Origin of the sequence: Streptomyces sp. NPDC046931 (genome assembly GCF_040644655.1) — a bacterium.
Lineage (GTDB): Bacteria > Actinomycetota > Actinomycetes > Streptomycetales > Streptomycetaceae > Streptomyces.
In genome coordinates this window covers 92941-109000 of the sequence record NZ_JBEYWX010000025.1, presented here as the reverse complement: position 1 = coordinate 109000, position 16060 = coordinate 92941, and the positions used below count along the sequence as shown (strand labels likewise).

The following is a 16060-nucleotide window of genomic DNA, read 5'->3' as shown; positions in this document are numbered from 1 at the left end:
TTCTGGAAGGCGAGCATCACCTGGAACAGCGGGTGCGCGGCCATGGAACGGGCCGGGTTGAGGACCTCCACCAAGTGCTCGAACGGCACGTCCTGATGCTCGTACCCGGCCAGGTCCGTCTCCCTGACCCGCTCCACCAACTCCCGGAACGTCGGATCACCCGACACGTCCGTCCGCAGCACCAGCGTGTTCACGAAGAACCCGACCAGGTCGTCCAGCGCCTCGTCCGCACGGCCCGCCACCGGCGAACCGATCGGGATGTCCGTCCCCGCCCCCATCCGGGACAGCAGCGCGGCGAACGCCGCCTGCACCACCATGAAGAGGGTGGCGTCGGCCTCCTGGGCGAGCGCGGCCAGGGACCGGTGTACGTCGGGGCCGATCGTGACCGGGATGCTCCCGCCCTGGTGCGAGGCGACTACCGGGCGGGGCCGGTCAGCCGGCAGTTCCAGCTGGTCCGGCAGTCCGTCCAGCGTCCGCGCCCAGTAGGCCAGCTGGCGTGCGAGCGGGGTTTCGCGGTCGTTCACGTCGCCGAGGACGCGTCGCTGCCACAGGGTGTAGTCCGCGTACTGCACGGGAAGCGGCTTCCAGTCCGGGGCCGCGTCCATGGTGCGCGCCTCGTAGGCGGTGGCCACGTCGCGGGCGAAGGGGACCATGGACCAGCCGTCGCCGGCGATGTGGTGCAGCACGACGAGCAGCACGTGTGCGTTGTCGTCGAGGGTGAACAGGGAGTTGCGCAGGGGAAGGTCGGTGGTCAGGTCGAAGCCGCGGCCGGCCGCCCGGTCGACGAGGCGCGGCAGTTCCTCGGCGTTCGTGGGTACGACGTCGAGGAGGACGGCGGGGATCCGGTCGGTGGTGAGGATGTCCTGGTAGGGGGCGCCGTCAGGGCCCTCGGGGAAGACGGTCCGCAGGCTCTCGTGCCGCTCCACGACGTCCCGCAGCGCGGCGGCCAGGGCCTTTCGGTCCAGGGTGCCCGTCAGTCGTACGGCGAACGACATGTTGTACGCGGACGAGGTGGCCCCTTCGAGGCGGTTCAGGAACCACAGCCGGCGCTGCGCGAAGGACAGGGGGAGCACGTCGGGACGCGGGGCCGGGACCAGGGCCTGGGCCGTGGAGCGCTCCGCCTCGTCGAGCCGCTGGGCGAACTGCGCCACGGTGGGCGCCTCGAACAGCGCGCGCACGGGAAGCTCGACGCCGAACTCCGTGCGGACCCGGCTCAGGAGCCGGACGGACGTGAGGGACTGCCCGCCGAGGTCGAAGAAGCTGTCGTCGATGCCGGGGATCTCGACGCCCAGGACTTCCGCGAAGACTCGGCACAGCGCCGCCTCCCTGGGGCTGCGGGCCGTGCGGCGGGACGGTGCCGCGTCCCCGGTCGGGAGCGGCAGGGCCGCCCGGTCGAGCAGGTGGTGCGTGGTGACGGGGAGCGCGTCGAGGACGACCAGTGCCGTGGGGACCTGTGCCTCGGGCAGCCGCTCGGCCGCATGACGCCGTACCGCGTCCGGGTCGAGGGTGGCGCCGGGACACGGCACCACGTACGCCACGCGGACCGGGCTGCCCGCGGTGTCGTCCCGGTCGAGGACGGCCACCTGGGCGACCTGGGGGTGCGTGATCAGGGCGGCCTCGACGGAGGCGGGGTCCAGGCCCGGGTTCGGCACGGCGGTTCGGTCCGCGGAGCCGGCGTGTTCGAGCGTGCCGTCGGCGCGCCAGCGGGCCAGGTCACCGGTGCGCCGCATCCGCCCGCCGGGCTCGCCATGCGGGTCGGCGACGAGGAACTCGGCGGTGCCGGCCGGATGGGCGGGGAAGCCGAGGGCGGCGTTCTCCTCCGTCACATACAGCTCGCCGGTGACGCCAGCCGGAACCGGGCGCAGCCGTTCGTCGAGTACGTAGGCGCGGATGCCGTCCAGGGGACGGCCGAGGACTGCGCTGCCGGTGCCTTCGCCGTCGGCCCGGACGACGACGGGGACGTCGGCCCCGGCCGGGGTGTGGACGGCGCACAGGGCTGCCTGGCCCAGGGTGTCGCGGAAGCGGGTCGGCAGCCAGGCCGGCAGGGGTTCGCCGGTGCAGACGACGGTGCGCAGGGAGGTACAGGCACCCGCGTGCTCGGCGAGGAGCGAGGCCAGCACCGTGGGGGTGGTATGCAGGGTGGTGACGCCGTGGGTGCTGATGTCCGCGGCGAGGGCGGCGGCCGTGTGCGCCGCGTCCCGGTGAGGTCCGCCCCGGCCCGGGCGGAGCTGGTCCGGGTGCGGCATCACCAGGGTCGCCCCGCTGCCGAGCGCCCACCAGAGCGCCCACAGGGACGCGGTGCCGTGCAGCGCGCGGTCGCCGGGGCGCTGCGGGTGGACGGTCCCCAGCCGGCCGAGCCGGCCGGTGAGTGCGGCGTGCGAGATGGTGAGGCCCGCCGGGTGGCTCACCTGCGCCGGGTGGGCGGGCAGCAGGGCGGTCGTGCGGTCCTCGTCGGTGACGTCCGTGTCCGGGAAGCGGGCGAGGATCTCGGCCGTGTCCGGCGCGTCCAGGGCGATGCGGGGCAGCGTGCGTGGGAGCGGAGTGCTGGTGTGGGCGGAGGTCACCGCGCACACGGCTCGCGGGGCGTCGTCGGCGCCGGCCGGTGCGTCGGGGTCCGTGAGCAGGCAGGCCGCTCCCGCCTTCGCCACCGCGAGCGCCGCCACGGCCCACTCCGGGGACCGGGGCAGGGCGAGGGCGACGGTGCGCCCCGGGCCCGCGCCACGCTCGATCAGCAGGCGGGCGACACGGTTCGCGCGGGCGTTCAGCTCCGTGTAGGACAACTCACCGGCCGTGGTGGTCACGGCGACGGCGTGCGGGGTCCGCCGGACCTGCTCCTCGATCGGCTCGGTCACCGTCGTCGCGGGACTCGCCTCGCCGGCCGGGGCGCTCCACGTGCCGAGGATCAGCCGCCGTTCCCGGGGAGGCAGCAGGTCCAGCCCGGCCACGGTGCGGCCGGGGCCGGCCAGGGCCGTGGCCAGGGTGTGCTCGAAGCGTTCCAGGTGCCCGGTGAGTTCCTCGGCGGTGTAGAGGGTGTCGTTGCCGTCGAGGTGGATGACGAGGCCTTCGCCGCGGGCGGTGCCGTAGACGTCGAAGGCCAGGTCGTCGAGGGGCCCGTTGCCCAGGTTGAGGAGCCGGGCGGAGCACGCGCCGAAGGCGAGGCCGTCGTCCGCGGTCATGATGTTGACCAGCGGCCCGAAGGAGCCCGAGCCGTCCGCGGCGGCCGCGAAGTGCCGTTGCAGGTCCTCCTGGCGGTAACGCTGATGCCGCAGCGCCTCCTTCACGACCTGCCCGGTCCGCGTGACGAGGCCGGTGAAGTCGTCTTCGCCGGAGACAGTCAGGCGCAGCGGGACGACGTTCGCGGTCATGCCGGGGGTGCGGCGGGCCGCGAGGCTGACGCGGGCAGTGACGGGGAAGCCGAGGGTGATGTCGCGGGAGCCGGTCATGCGGTGCGCGTACAGGGCGACAGCGGCCGTGAGGACCACGGACCAGTGGGTACGAGCGGCCCGGGCGGCGGCGACGAGTGCGTCGTTGAGTGGCGTCGCGAGGCTCGTGGTGGCGCGCAGCGACGAGCTGCGGGAGGTGGCGGTGCGCCGCGACAGGCTGAACCTGGCGGGCCGGTCGGCGAGTCGGGTCTCCCAGTAGGCGCGGTCCTCGGTGAAGTCCGCCGACGCCCGGTACTCCCGGTCCTCGGCGAGGAGGGCGGCGAGGGAACCGAACGGCGAGTCGCCGGGAGGCTGGTCCTCGGCGAGGTGCGTGTAGATCTCGGCGACGCGGCGGGTGAACAGGCTGGCGCCGTGGCCGTCGACGACGGCGTGGTGGGCGCGCGTGTACCACAGGAGGTGGTCCGGTGCCAGGCGGAACAGGGCCAGCTCGTACAGCCCCTCCGCGATGAGGTCGACGGAGCGGGCGCGGTCCTCGCGCATCCGGCGCAGCGCGGTCTCGGCGGGGTGGGGGTCCGTCGAGACGTCATGGAACGTCACTGCATCGTCGGGGACCGGCATGGGTGTCTGCCACACGCCGTCGGTGTCCTCGGTGAAGCGGACGCGCAGGGCCTCCGCCTCGTGCAGGGCCTCCCGGATCGCCGCCGTCAGAAGCTCCACGTCGACGCTGCCGCGGATCTCCACGCACTGGGCGAGACTGAAGTCCAGGTCCGTCACGCCCAGCTGGTGGGCGAACCAGACGCCCGACTGCGCGGCGGACAACGGCCGGCGAGCGGCTCCAGTGCCAGACACCTGTTACCTACCCCATGAGTTACGAATCCGGAACGGTGAAAAGGGAAGAACGAGCCAGGGCGGGCGTCACCCGCGGCGGCCGCCCTGGCGGGCGGAGTTTCCTCAGGCGTGTGCGTCCATGGCGTCGCGCAGCGACTTGGGCCGCATGTCGGTCCAGTTCTCCTCTATGAAGTCGAGGCACGCCTGCCGGTCGGTCTCGTCAAGGACGACCCGCCATCCTTCGGGGACTTCGATGAAGCCGGGCCACAGCGAGTACTGCTCCTCCTCGTTGAGCAGGACGAGGAACTTTCCCTCAGCATTCTCAAAGGGGTTCGTCACACCACAACCTCGATTTCGATAATGGGCCGTTGTCCCCAGATCATCATGGGCTTGCATCACTTCGATATCGCGGCACCATCTCCCGTTACCGGCCGCCGGAGTTGATGCTTCGGCGGGCCCGGCCAGGCGCTATCCTTTCGCCTACCGTCACGTAACTGCCCTGCGACCGAGGGGAGCATCAGTGGAACTGCACGGCCTTCTGGGAACATCAGACGGGTACGCAGTCGCCGATTCCTTCGCCCTATACCAGATTGCGACCGGCCACACCCCGACCGCGTCGTCCTTGAAAGCGGCGATCAGCGCCAGGAAATTCCATCTCGCCATACCCTCCGTGACCTTCGCGGTGTCCTGTGCGATGCGCACCTGCTGGGACGAGTACTGCACGAAAGGACATCAATTCAGCACCGGCACCGCCGTGCAGAGCTTCGTCGACCGGGGCGGCGTCGATGTCCTCGAACTGTCCCCGGACGAAGCGGTGTCCGCGGGCAAGCTCTACGCGCGCTGCGCGGACCAGCGTGTCGAGGGCGCCGAGGTGCTCGCGGCTTGTCACGCGTCCCACCTGGCGCAGGTCCGCGGCGCGCTGCTGCTCTCCACGATGCGTGCCGCGTACTGCTATCCGTCCACCGTCGGGCGTTCCGGCCGGATCCAGGTGATCTGAACTTTCCTGCGGGCTACTGCCCGGCGGGCTCCGGGCGGAGCGGGTCCAGGATGTCGTTCCCATAGACGCTCTCCACCCACTGCGGCCGGTAGATGGTGTCGAGATACCGCTCGCCCAGGTCCGGGGCTATCGCCACGCAGGTGAGCCGGGTCCGCGGGGCCGCCGTGTCGAGCCACTGCCGGGCGCCGCTGACGACGGTTCCCGTGGACCCTCCGAAGACGAAACCGGCCGCGGCGAGCCGGTGGCACGTCCGCACGGCCTCGGCCTCCGGCACGATGATCACCTCGTCGACGAACTCCTCGTCCAGCAGAGGTGGCCGCACCCCGGAGCCGAGGCCGGGAATCATGCGTGGCGCGGACGGACGGCCGAAGGTGACCGAGCCCGAGCTGTCCACGGCGACGATGCGGACGTGCGGGCGGTGTTCCCGGTACCAGCGAGCGCAGCCCATCAGCGTGCCCGTGGTGCCGGCCCCCACGAACAGGACGTCCAGCCGGGGGAAGGCCCGGTCGACGGCGGGTGCCGTGTGGCGGTGGTGCGCGCGCCAGTTGGCGGCGTTGGCGTACTGGTTGAGCCAGACGTACCGTGCGTCGTCCGCGCACAGGGCGCGCACGTGGTTGATGCGCGCGGCGAGGAATCCGCCGTCGCGGTCGGGCTCGGGGACGGTGTGCACCGTGGTGCCGAGCACCGACATGACGCGCCGGGCGGCGAGCGTGCAACGGGGGTCGGTGACGCAGACGAAGCGGTAGCCCTTGTTGGCCGCGATGACGCTGAGCGCGATGCCCAGGTTGCCCGAGGAGGACTCGACCAGGATCGAGTCCGGCCCGAGGACACCGTCCCGTTCCGCTGCCTCCACCATCTCCACGGCGGCCTTCTGCTTGATGGAACCGGTGAAGTTGAAACCCTCGCACTTGAGGAATAGCGGTATCCCGAGAGCGGTGCCGAGGTCGACGTACAGATCGTCCTGGTTGAACTCCTGGGGCGCCGAGATGACCGGCACTTGCCCTCTCCCCGTCTCAGCCGTAACGTCGCATGTCGTGGAAGAAGCCGTCCACGACCCGCAGTTCGTCCGACGCCACGATCGTGTCGTAGACGTGCCTGCCGAGCGCCAGGTCCAGCACGCCCAGGCCGAACGGCGAGAACACCACGGGCCGTCCGGTCTGCGGGCGCAGGGTGCCGGTCAGGACGTCGTAGAGCGTGCCGGCTACGAAGTTGCGGTGCCCCGTGAACTGTTCGGCCAGGTGCAGCGAGGTGGCCGCCTTGAGGCAGTGGTCGACGTCGTCGACGATGTTGGTGGCCGCCAGGACCACCTCGGGCGCCAGGTCCCGCAGGGACAGGTGGAGCACGAGCGGGTCGTGGTCGAACCAGGCCGGGTCCGTGATGTGCGGGGTACCGGCCACCGTCGCGAAGACCACCAAGTCCGAGGAGCGGATCAGGGCCTCGGCGTCCTGGTGGCGGGTGACCGGGCCGCGCTCACCGAAGCGGTGCAGGTACTCCTCGAACCCGGCGGCGTGCTCCACCGCGAGGTCGTACACGCCGATCTCGTCGAACGTCCAGCCCGTGCCGGCCAGGAAACCGTGGACGTACCGGGCGATGAGGCCTGTTCCGAAGAAGCCGATCCGGGTCGGGCGGACACCCCGCGCGTCCGCGATGCGCTCCGCGGCGAGCGTCGCCGAGGCAGCGGTGCGCGCGGCACTGATGATCGAGCTTTCCAGGCAGGCGAGCGGGTATCCCGTGTCGTGGTCGTTGAGGATGAGGACCGCCGACGCCCGCGGGATGCTGCGGCCGACGTTCTCCGGGAAGCTGGAGATCCACTTCAGGCCGTCGGTGCGGACGTCCCCGCCCACGGACGCGGGCAGCGCGATGATCCGGGCGGACGGCCGGTCCGGGAAGCGCAGGAAGTACGACGGCGGGTTGACGGTCTGTCCCTCGCCGTGCAGCCGGTAGGCAGTCTCTATCAGTTCGACCACCTCGCGGTGGCGGCCGTCGAGGACGTGCTGCACCTGCGCGCCGGGGATGACGGCGAACGACGGTGCGGCACCCTGCTCGGGGCTGGACTCGGTCATGAAGGCTCCTGGATGTCCCGAAGGGGGCGGTCGGTCGCACCGGGCCGGACGTGCCCGGGAAGGCGCACCGGATCGCCGAAGAGGGCGACGATGTCGCGTTCGCCGCGGTACGCCTCGCGGCTGTGGGCCGTCCGCAGGTTGTCCACGACGAGTACGTCGCCCGCCTGCCACGGTTCGCTGACCGCGACCGCGGCGTACGCGTCGTTGACGGCCGCGACCACCTGCTCGGGCACGGGTGTCCCGTCACCGTAGAAGGTGGTGAAGGGCAACGCGTCGGGGCCGTACAGGGAGACGAGGTACTCCCGGACCGCCGGGTCCATGGTGAACTCGTTGAGGAACGCGACCTGGTTGAACCACAGGCGTTCCCCGAGGACCGGATGGCGGACGACCGCCGCCCGGCGCTGCACCGTGCGCAGCGATCCGTCCGGCAGCCAGCAGTGCTCCACGGCATGGTCGCGGCAGTACGCGGACACCGCCTCGGGATCGTCGGTGCCGAAGGCCTCGGCCCAGCTCAGCCCGACTTCGCCGTAGTGCCGGGCGAGCAGCCAGCCGTGCCGCTCGAACGGGGCCACCAGATCCGCCGGGAGGGCGCCGAGGACGTGCCGGGCATCGGCCAGGGCGGTGGCGCCCCCCTTCTCCGGCGCCCGCAGACAGCCGAAGAGCGCGGTGCCTGGCACCTCGTCTGCGTAACTCAGTTCGTGGTGCATACACATCGGCTCTTCGGCAGGCCATCGCGACGCCGAGTACACGCCCTGGCCGACATCGTCGCGGGCCGCGAAGCCCTCCCGCTCCGCCATCGGTGTCACCCCGAGGGCATGTGCCACCTGCGCCAGGTCCGTCGGCACCCCGAGGCCGAGTCCACGCAGGAGAACCGCGCCGTGACGGGTGAGCGACTGCCGTACGGCGGGAGCCGGCAACTCTCCGTGCGCAAGTTGGAGGACCGGGGGGTGCCCCGGCTGCAGGACGAGGCGGCAACCGTCGGGAAGGTCCCCTGACATCGAGGCCGTGGTGAGGTCAGTCATCGGTGCCACCCGCCCTCTGCGGAGATTCGGTGGTGACGGCCGCGGCCTTGGCGTCGAGGAGCGCCGCCAGGTCCGCCAGCAGCGGGGCCTGCCGCAGTTCCCGGGGCGAGACAGCATGGTCGAGGTCGATGGCCAGGCGGATGAGGGACAACGAGGTGCCGCCCAGGGCATAGAAGTCCGAGGTGCGGCGGATGCTCGCGGCCGGCACCTTCAGCGCGTCGGCCCAGAGTTCGGCCAGCCTGCGCTCGGTGTCGGTGGACGGATCCTCACCGCCGGGTTCGTGCGCCGCCGACCGGCCGTCGCGGGCGTCCGTCTCCTCGGCGATCCGGGCCAGCGCCTTGCGGTCGGTCTTGCCATTGCCGGTCAGCGGAAGCTCGGATAGGTGGTGGAAGCGGTGCGGCATCATGTAGCCGGGGAGGATCTCGCTCAGGGCCGCCGCAAGCCTCTCGGCGGAATGCTCCGCGCCCGTGCAGAAGGCTGCGAGTTGCCGGCGCTCTCCGGTGCCGACCACGGTTACGGCGCTGTCGCGTACGCCGGGTACCTTCAGCAACGCGTTCTCTATCTCGCCGATCTCGATCCGGAAGCCCCGAATCTTCACCTGCGCATCCCGGCGTCCAAGGAACTCCAGGCGCCCGTCGGGCAGCCAGCGGCCGAAGTCCCCGGAGCGGTACATCCGCTCCCCCGGTACGAGCGGATCGGGCATGAATGCGGCACGGGTGCGCTCCTCGTCGTTGACGTAGCCGCGGCCCACGCACACACCGGAGAAGGCGATCTCACCCGGGGAGCCAAGCGGGACGGGTCGCAGCGCCGCGTCGAGCACATACACCCGCACGTTGGCGATGGGTCTGCCCAGGGGCACCGAGGCCTCGTCCGGTACGCGCCACATCACCTCGTGGTTGGTGTCGTCCGACGTCTCGGTCAGGCCGTAGGCGTTGACAAGGGCGACCTCGGGACAGGTGGCGAACCATCGCTCGACCAGCTCCTTCTTCAGGGCCTCGCCGGTCGCCGACACACAGCGCAGATGGGGCAGCCGACGCTGGGTACGGTCGAGTTGGGCCAGCATCGTCTCCAGGTACGACGGCACCACCTGGAGGACCTCCACGCGCTCTGTGTCGAGGGTATCGACAAGCAGCGCCACGTCCTGGACAGCGGCCTGGTCCACGATGACGGTACGACCGCCCACGGCGAGCGCCGCGACAAGCTGCCACAGGGAGATGTCGAAGCACTGGGGCGCGGTCTGCGCCACGACGGTGCCCTCCATGACACCGAGGTCCTCGATTTTGGCGAGGAGGTGGTTGAGGAATCCCGCGTGCTCGCACACAGCGCCCTTGGGCGTGCCGGTGGAGCCGGAGGTGAAGTACAGGTACGCACTCTGGTGGGCCGCGACGGACACCTTCGGGTCGGTCACCCGGTCGGGAGCGGCGAGCAGGTCTTCGACGTGGTCGGTGCGGACGCCGGGTAGTTGGGCCACGGCGGTGTGCAGGGTGCGGGAAGCCCCGCGGCGCGTAAGGACGTGCCGGCAGCTGGACCGTCGCAGCATGTCCGCGACGCGGTGGGCGGGGAACTGCGGCTCCACCGGAAGGTAGACGCCGCCGGCCTTGAAGACGGCGAGCACGGACGCGAGCCACTCCAGATCGCGCTCCATGACCACGCCGACCACGTCCTCGGCACCTAGTCCGGCCTCGAGCAGGCTGTGCGCGAGCTGGTTGGCGCGTTGGTTGAGTTCCGCGTACGTCCACGCCGTGGCGTTGTGCACGGCGGCGACGTCGTCGGGGCGGAGCCGCACCTGCTGCTCGAAGAGTTCGTGGACGCGCCGGTCGGGCCGTTCCCGAACGGCACCCGCCAACTCGTTGACCTGGTACTTGACTTCGTCGTCCGGCACAGGGCTCCACTCATGGTGCCATGCCTCCGGTCCCTCAGTGAGGGCGCGCAGCGCGGCGAGCAGGTACGCGGCGAAGCGTCCCGCCTGGTCGCCGCCCATGGCCTGCGGACGATGGCGGAGCACGAGCGTCAGCGAGTCGCCGTCCCGGGACAGGCCCGCTGCGAGGACGGTGTCCGCCGGAAGATCGGTGTCGCAGGGCGGACGCCCCGCGACGAAGAGCGCGTCGAAGAGGGGGCCTTGGGGGTCGGGATCGGCTGCCGCGAGAGTCCGCAGTGCTTCCGCGTAGCCCGGCAGGTGCCGGACCAGCTCCGACTCGGCACGAGTCACGTCGCTGAGGAGGCGGGACCATGTGCCGTCGGTGACCGAGACCGGGCAGCGCGCCGGACCGTTACCGGCGGACGGGTAATATCCGCAGGTCACGGCCTGGTCGCCGGTAACCTGCGCCAGCACCTTGACGAACGCGGCGAGGACAGCTGTGTCCAGTGCCACCGCGGACCGCTGACACATGTGCTGGAGCATGTGCGCGGTCATCGGCGGGACGGCGAAGTGCATCGCCGCCGGCGCGCCCGGGGCCATGGGCGGCACGCGACGCCCGACAGCTCCGGCGGGTTGCGTCCGGTCCTCCGGCCACCGGGGCAGAGGCGTGTACCCACTGCTCGTGAGCACACGTTGCCAGAACGCTCCAGGCGGACCAGTCTCCACACCCAAACCTTTCGTGCGCTCCATGACCGGGGCCCCGCCGGCCCCTTCAGTTGACACTGTGGACGTTAGGCGGGCGGCTTATCAGAGGACTATCGATCGGAGTCCGTCCACGCGCTCCCTCGCTCATCAGCAGGCGGCCAGCTGTGGGCCGCACACGCGCGCGAGAGCGGCGTACCGCTCCGCCTCGGTCTCCTCTGCGAGCGCTTTCTCCCGGGCCAACAGACGCACCAGCTCATGGAAGGCGTACCGCAGCACCCCTCCGGGGCCCACGCCGACCACCCTCACGAGATGCCTGTCGACGAGCTGCTCTATGGCTTCTTCGGCTTCGTCCGGGCCGATGGCGAGCAGGGCAGCACCCGCGTAGGCGGTGAAGTGCCCTGCGTCGAGGAGCCCCAGCATGTGGCACATGCGCGCCGTGGTGCCGGTGAGCGCGTGGTAGCCGCGCTCGAACCCGTCCCGCAGTTCCAGGCCACCGGCACCGAGTTCTCGCAGCCGCCGGTTGTCATCGGTGAGGCGATACACGAAATGCCGTACGGACCAGTGGGGTTTGGCGATGAGACGCCCTGCGGCCGCGCGCAGCGCGAGCGGCAGCCCGCCGCACAGCCGGCACAACTCACGCACGGCCGACGGGTCGTCCAGGGCTCTGCGCTCGCCGACCAGCTTCGTCACCAGGTCCGCGGCCTCGGGTAACGGCAGAGCGTCCAGGTCGACGTGGACCGTGCCACGGCCGACGGCCATCGGGTCCTGGCGCCCGTCGGTGGTCACGAGAAGCCGTGAGTCGCCGCAACCCGGCAGGAACGGCTGGATGTGCGCCAGCGACCGCGCGTTGTCGAGAACCACAAGCGCGCGACGCTCGGCGAGCAGACTGCGGTAGGACGAGGTGCATTCGTCGAGCCGTTCGGGCACACTTTCCGCGGAAATCCCGAGCACGCGCAGGAAGCGGTGCAGCAGGGAGTGGACCGTGGCCGCTTCGTGGCTCCACTCGTACTGGGAGAGGTCGGCGTAGAGCAAACCGTCGGGGAAGTAATCCCAAGCTCGACTCGCCCAGTGCACCACGAGGCTTGTCTTGCCCACCCCGGCGGTGCCGGCGACCACGCCCGTCCGCGCCGACGGCCGACCCGGCATGTTGTCCAGCAACGCATCCAGGGCGGTAAGTTCCGCCCTTCGTCCGATGAGGTCCGGGACGTCAGCGGGCAGTTCCGCCGGAATGGCGCGGCGATTGGGACGGGGTGCCGCCTCTGCGCGCAGGGCGAGTTCGGGAGCGTCCCGAAGGATGGCGTTGTGCAGTTCGTGGATCGATGCGCTGGGCTCGATACCGATCTCGTCGACGAACCGTCGGCGCCAGATGCGGAAGCCCTCGGCCGCCTCCGCCCTGCGACCGCAGCGGTACTGGGCCAGCATCAGACTGTGCCTCAGCTTCTCGTGCAGGGGGTGGTCATCAGCGATCGCGGACAGTTCGGGCAGCACCTCGTTGTGGTGACCGAGTGAGAGTTCCGCGTCGAACAACGCCTCGTAGACGCCGAGGCGTTCGGCCTCAAGACGGGTGGCCTCGTCCTCCACGATCTGCCCGGAGACACCGCAGTAGGCCGACCCCGTCCACAGGCCCAGTGCCTTGCGGTACAGGCCGACGGCGTCTTCGAGGCGCCCCTGCCGGGCGCTGTCGGCGGCGTCGGCCGTCATGGCGGCGAAGTCGCCGACATCCAATGAGCAGAAGTCGGTCAGGAGCTGATATCCCGGATGGGTGGTCAGGATAACCGGTTCCTTGGCGTGGGCCGCGCGGAACGCCTTGCGCAAAGCCCCGATACAGATGGCCACCTGTGTGCGAGCCGTGGTGGGCGGTCTGACCCCCCACACCGCGTCGACCAGGCTGTCCACGGACACAACTCTGCCCCTGGCAAGGACGAGCATCGCGAAGATGGTGCGCTGCCGCGGACCGGAAATCGCCACTGGGTGACCGTCGACGGTTGCCAGCAGCGTACCCAAAGCCTTTATCGCGATGTCATGACGGTCAGCCTCTTCTGCGTGGTCATCAACACAAGAGGACATGCCAGATTTCCCCCTCATCTCGCCTATTTTCCCCGTAGCGAGTAGAACTCACGTTCACTATAGGCATACGTCTCACAGCCTGGTCCGGCACTATGGGTGCCCTGCCGCCGCGCGTGGTCAGCGTGCGGTGACCACGGTGCTCAGTACCGCACACGGAGCGCGGTGAGGCCCCGGGTCGCCGCTGCGGGTTTCCAGTGCAGGCTGTCGACGTCCTCGGCCAGCGCGAGGTGGGGAAGACGGTTCAGCGTCAAACGGATCACCGTGGTCAGTTGGAGCCGAGCCAACGGTGCGCCGAGGCAGCGGTGCACACCATGCCCGAACGCGAGATGGGCTCCGGCCGTCGTGCCCTCGGACTTGCGCAGCAGGCGGTTGGCACCCATGAGGAAGACCAGGACCGGCTGCCCCGGACGGATGGTCACGTCTGCCACCTGTACGGGTTCGGTGACCGCGCGACTGAAGCTGAGGGGGGCCGAGGGATTGGTCTGCAGCAACTCTTCCACCTCGGCGGGGACGAGGCTCGGGTCGGCACGCAGGGCGTCCGCGCGCGCCGGGTCGTGCAGAAGGGTCAGAAACGCGAGCGTGATCTGGTCGGCGGTGGAGTCGTAGCCGGCCATCAGCAGCGACAGCGACAGGGTGACCAGCTCACGGTTCGTCAACTTCCCCTCGGAGTCGGCGGCCCGGATCAGCGCGCTGATGAGATCGTCGCCCGGCTCACGCCGCTTCTGCCCGATGAGCTTCGTCATGTAGTGGGTGAGGCGGAAGGCGCGGGCCCGGCTGTCGGGGCCCGCGCCTTCCAGGTCGAAGAGGACCGGTACCCACTCGCGGAAGCTCTCGTGGTCGGCGACCGGGATGCCGAGCATGTGGCAGAGAACACTGAGCGGCAGCGGCGCGGCGAGTCCGGCAACCAGGTCGGCTGGCTGTTCCCCGGCCGCGAGCTCGTCCAGGAGTTCACCCACGCGGCCCTCGACCATCGGTCGTAGTGCGGCGATACGGCGCTCCGTGAAGGCCCCGGCCACGATCCTGCGCAGCCTCGCGTGTGCCGTGCCGTCCAGACTGATGATGGAGTCGGGTGCCGGGTCGATGCTGGTGAGCCTGGGCACGTCCGCCGCCAGGGTGGCCGCGCGGCTGAAACGCGGATCGGCGAGGACCTGACGGGCAAGCCGGTAGTCCGACACGGCCCAGCAGCCGGCGCCGTTCGGCATCCGCACCCAGCGGATGGGTGTCGTGTCATTGGGATCACAGGGGATCGGCAGCGGGCCGATCGGCAATCCCTCTGGTACGTCCGGCTCCTTGCGTGCGGCTCGCAATTTCTGCATCGGCATATCTCCCCGTCATAATGTGCCGCCGTCCACCATGCTCATGCGGTTTATCGCTTCGTTTTCACTCATATATCGCCGTGAGGCCGGGGGGATTGGAGCTTGCCATGACGGAGATCCTGTCCTAGGGTCCCGATTCGTCACGTAGACGATGGTGGACGGCTCGGCACACGGTCGTGCTTAATCTTCGGTCACCTGCGCCCGCCGCACACGCCGTGAACAGTCCGCGCCCGCTATTTACCACATCTGCGGCGGCTTGCCCGCAGTGCACGGTGGATTAGCGCCAATCACCGCTCCGAAAATCGATGGCGCGCACCTCTCTGGTCATTCCTGAAAGGACGTCCGATGTCCGATCTTCACGACGAGGTAGCCCAGCGGCTCTCGGATACGCTGGGCATAGACAAGTCGCTCATCACCCCTGACGTGACCTTCGTCGAGCTCAAGATCGACTCGCTGGCTCTGGTCGAGTTCTCGGTGGTCCTGGACGAAGAGTATGGCGTTCCGCCCCTGGAGCTGACGCCGGACAGCACCATCGGCGAAGCGGTGACTCTCGTGGCTGCCGCGATGAACGGCGACGTTGAGGCCTCGTCGTGAGCGCCCGTCCCGCTGTGGCGGTGACCGGCCTCGGCCTGGTCTCCCCGTTGGGCATCGGCATCGAGGCCACCTGGTCCGGGCTTCTCGCGGGCGTCTCGAGGGCTGCCACGGACGGTCTGCTGCAGGGGCTGCCCGTCGACTTCTGCTGTGCCGTGCCGGGCTTCGACGCAGACGACCTGCTGGGACGCAGGCTGGCGTGGCGGCTCGAACCGTACGCACAGATGGCGCTTGTCGCTGCCCGGGAGGCCGTCGCCGATGCTGGTCTCGACCCCGCCTCGTGGGAGGGTTCCCGGGTCGCCGTCGTCCTGGGGACCGGCGGCACGAGTACCCGCCACTTCGACAAGCAGTTCAAGAACTTCGCCGCCGAACGACACGACCGTGTCTCGCCGCTGTTCATACCGCGCTGCCTCACCAACCTGACGGCGGGGGAGATCAGCAGCGACCTGCGGGCGTTCGGCCCCAGTCTGAGTGTGAGCACGGCCTGTGCCTCCGGTGCCACGGCCATCGGCCTGGGCCGTGATCTGCTGCTCTCCGGCAGCTGTGACATCGCGGTGGTCGGCGGCGCCGAGTCGGCCCGGGCCCGTGTCACCAGCGTCGGCTTCAGCCGCATGGGGGCGCTGTCGACCCGTGTCTCGGCTCCGGCCGAGGCCTCTCGTCCCTTCGACTCCGACCGGGACGGTTTCGTGCTGGGCGAGGGCGCGGGCATTTTCGTGCTGGAACGGGCCGACGACGCGCAGGCTCGTAGCGCCCGCGTTCACGGCCACATCGCCGGCTTCGGGGCCTCCGCCGACGGCCACCACTTCACCACGCCCGATCCCGAAGGACGGGGCACCGAGCTGGCCACGCGCTCGGCCCTCGCCGACGCGGGCATGACGGCGGCCGACATCGGGCACATCAACGCCCACGGCACTGCGACCGTCATCGGCGACGCGGCGGAGGCGGCCATGCTCGGACGGGTCTTCACGCACGCTCCGCCGGTGACCGCAACCAAGAGCCTGATGGGACATGCCCTGGGCGCGTCGGCAGCCCTGGAGGCTGCCTTCACGCTCCTGGCGCTGACGCACCAGCGGGTGCCGGTCATCGCGAACCTTGACCGGGTGGACGATACGGCCGGCGAACTCGACCTAGTCATGGAGAAGCCCCGGGACGTGGTCGCGGAGGCCGCGCTCAGCACGTCCTTCGGCTTCGGTGGCCAGAATGCGGCACTCGTCCTGACGGCCGCCTGAC

The 16060-nt window shown here is 70.4% G+C and carries 11 protein-coding genes; 3 read left to right on the top strand and 8 right to left on the bottom strand.

Annotated elements, in window-relative coordinates:
• Positions 1–4232, bottom strand: a 4232-nt coding sequence (locus tag ABZ876_RS31830) for a condensation domain-containing protein (protein WP_361788456.1), incomplete at its 3' end; no start/stop codon positions are given.
• A gap of 102 nt (positions 4233–4334) precedes the next feature.
• Positions 4335–4550, bottom strand: coding sequence for an MbtH family protein (locus tag ABZ876_RS31825; RefSeq protein ID WP_361788454.1), 216 nt, complete (start codon positions 4548–4550; stop codon positions 4335–4337).
• Between the two features lie 331 nt (positions 4551–4881).
• Here ABZ876_RS31825 and ABZ876_RS31820 point away from each other — a divergent pair, with 331 nt between their 5' ends.
• Entirely contained in the window at positions 4882–5208 is a 327-nt protein-coding gene (locus tag ABZ876_RS31820) for a hypothetical protein (protein ID WP_361788452.1), read from the top strand.
• A gap of 13 nt (positions 5209–5221) precedes the next feature.
• Here the strand turns inward: ABZ876_RS31820 and sbnA are convergent, their stop codons facing one another.
• From sbnA to ABZ876_RS31790, 6 genes are all read right to left on the bottom strand, one after another.
• On the bottom strand, positions 5222–6205 hold the full coding sequence (gene sbnA, locus ABZ876_RS31815) for a 2,3-diaminopropionate biosynthesis protein SbnA (protein ID WP_361788450.1): 984 nt from the start codon (positions 6203–6205) through the stop codon (positions 5222–5224).
• 16 nt (positions 6206–6221) lie between these two features.
• Positions 6222–7271, bottom strand: a complete 1050-nt coding sequence (gene sbnB, locus ABZ876_RS31810; RefSeq protein WP_361788448.1) for a 2,3-diaminopropionate biosynthesis protein SbnB — start codon at positions 7269–7271, stop codon at positions 6222–6224.
• Entirely contained in the window at positions 7268–8293 is a 1026-nt protein-coding gene (locus ABZ876_RS31805; protein ID WP_361788446.1) for a TauD/TfdA family dioxygenase, read from the bottom strand. Before ABZ876_RS31805 ends, sbnB begins: the two co-directional genes overlap by 4 nt.
• Positions 8286–10751: a non-ribosomal peptide synthetase gene (locus ABZ876_RS31800; RefSeq protein WP_361788444.1), complete on the bottom strand. Its 2466-nt coding sequence runs from the start codon at positions 10749–10751 to the stop codon at positions 8286–8288. Before ABZ876_RS31800 ends, ABZ876_RS31805 begins: the two co-directional genes overlap by 8 nt.
• A 252-nt stretch (positions 10752–11003) precedes the next feature.
• A complete protein-coding gene (locus tag ABZ876_RS31795) occupies positions 11004–12923 on the bottom strand; it encodes a BTAD domain-containing putative transcriptional regulator (protein WP_361788442.1) in 1920 nt (639 codons plus the stop codon).
• Positions 12924–13063: 140 nt separating this feature from the next.
• Positions 13064–14239 carry a cytochrome P450 gene (locus ABZ876_RS31790; RefSeq protein WP_361788440.1) on the bottom strand — a complete coding sequence of 392 codons (1176 nt, stop codon included), beginning with the start codon at positions 14237–14239 and terminating at the stop codon, positions 13064–13066.
• Positions 14240–14584: 345 nt separating this feature from the next.
• On the opposite strand from ABZ876_RS31790, the gene ABZ876_RS31785 reads away from it, so the two are divergent.
• Positions 14585–14833 carry an acyl carrier protein gene (locus tag ABZ876_RS31785; protein ID WP_361788438.1) on the top strand — a complete coding sequence of 83 codons (249 nt, stop codon included), beginning with the start codon at positions 14585–14587 and terminating at the stop codon, positions 14831–14833.
• Positions 14830–16059, top strand: coding sequence for a beta-ketoacyl-[acyl-carrier-protein] synthase family protein (locus ABZ876_RS31780; protein ID WP_361788436.1), 1230 nt, complete (start codon positions 14830–14832; stop codon positions 16057–16059). The genes ABZ876_RS31785 and ABZ876_RS31780 overlap by 4 nt, the downstream gene beginning before the upstream one ends.
• Position 16060 lies beyond the last annotated feature (1 nt).

Bases quoted from the DNA above. Each gene is read 5' to 3' on its own strand.
- sbnB (WP_361788448.1), bottom strand. From the start codon at position 7,271: ATGACCGAGTCCAGCCCCGAGCAGGGTGCCGCACCGTCGTTCGCCGTC.
- ABZ876_RS31795 (WP_361788442.1), bottom strand. From the start codon at position 12,923: ATGTCCTCTTGTGTTGATGACCACGCAGAAGAGGCTGACCGTCATGAC.
- ABZ876_RS31790 (WP_361788440.1), bottom strand. From the start codon at position 14,239: ATGCAGAAATTGCGAGCCGCACGCAAGGAGCCGGACGTACCAGAGGGA.
- ABZ876_RS31805 (WP_361788446.1), bottom strand. From the start codon at position 8,293: ATGACTGACCTCACCACGGCCTCGATGTCAGGGGACCTTCCCGACGGT.
- ABZ876_RS31800 (WP_361788444.1), bottom strand. From the start codon at position 10,751: ATGGCCCCGGGCGCGCCGGCGGCGATGCACTTCGCCGTCCCGCCGATG.
- ABZ876_RS31785 (WP_361788438.1), top strand. From the start codon at position 14,585: ATGTCCGATCTTCACGACGAGGTAGCCCAGCGGCTCTCGGATACGCTG.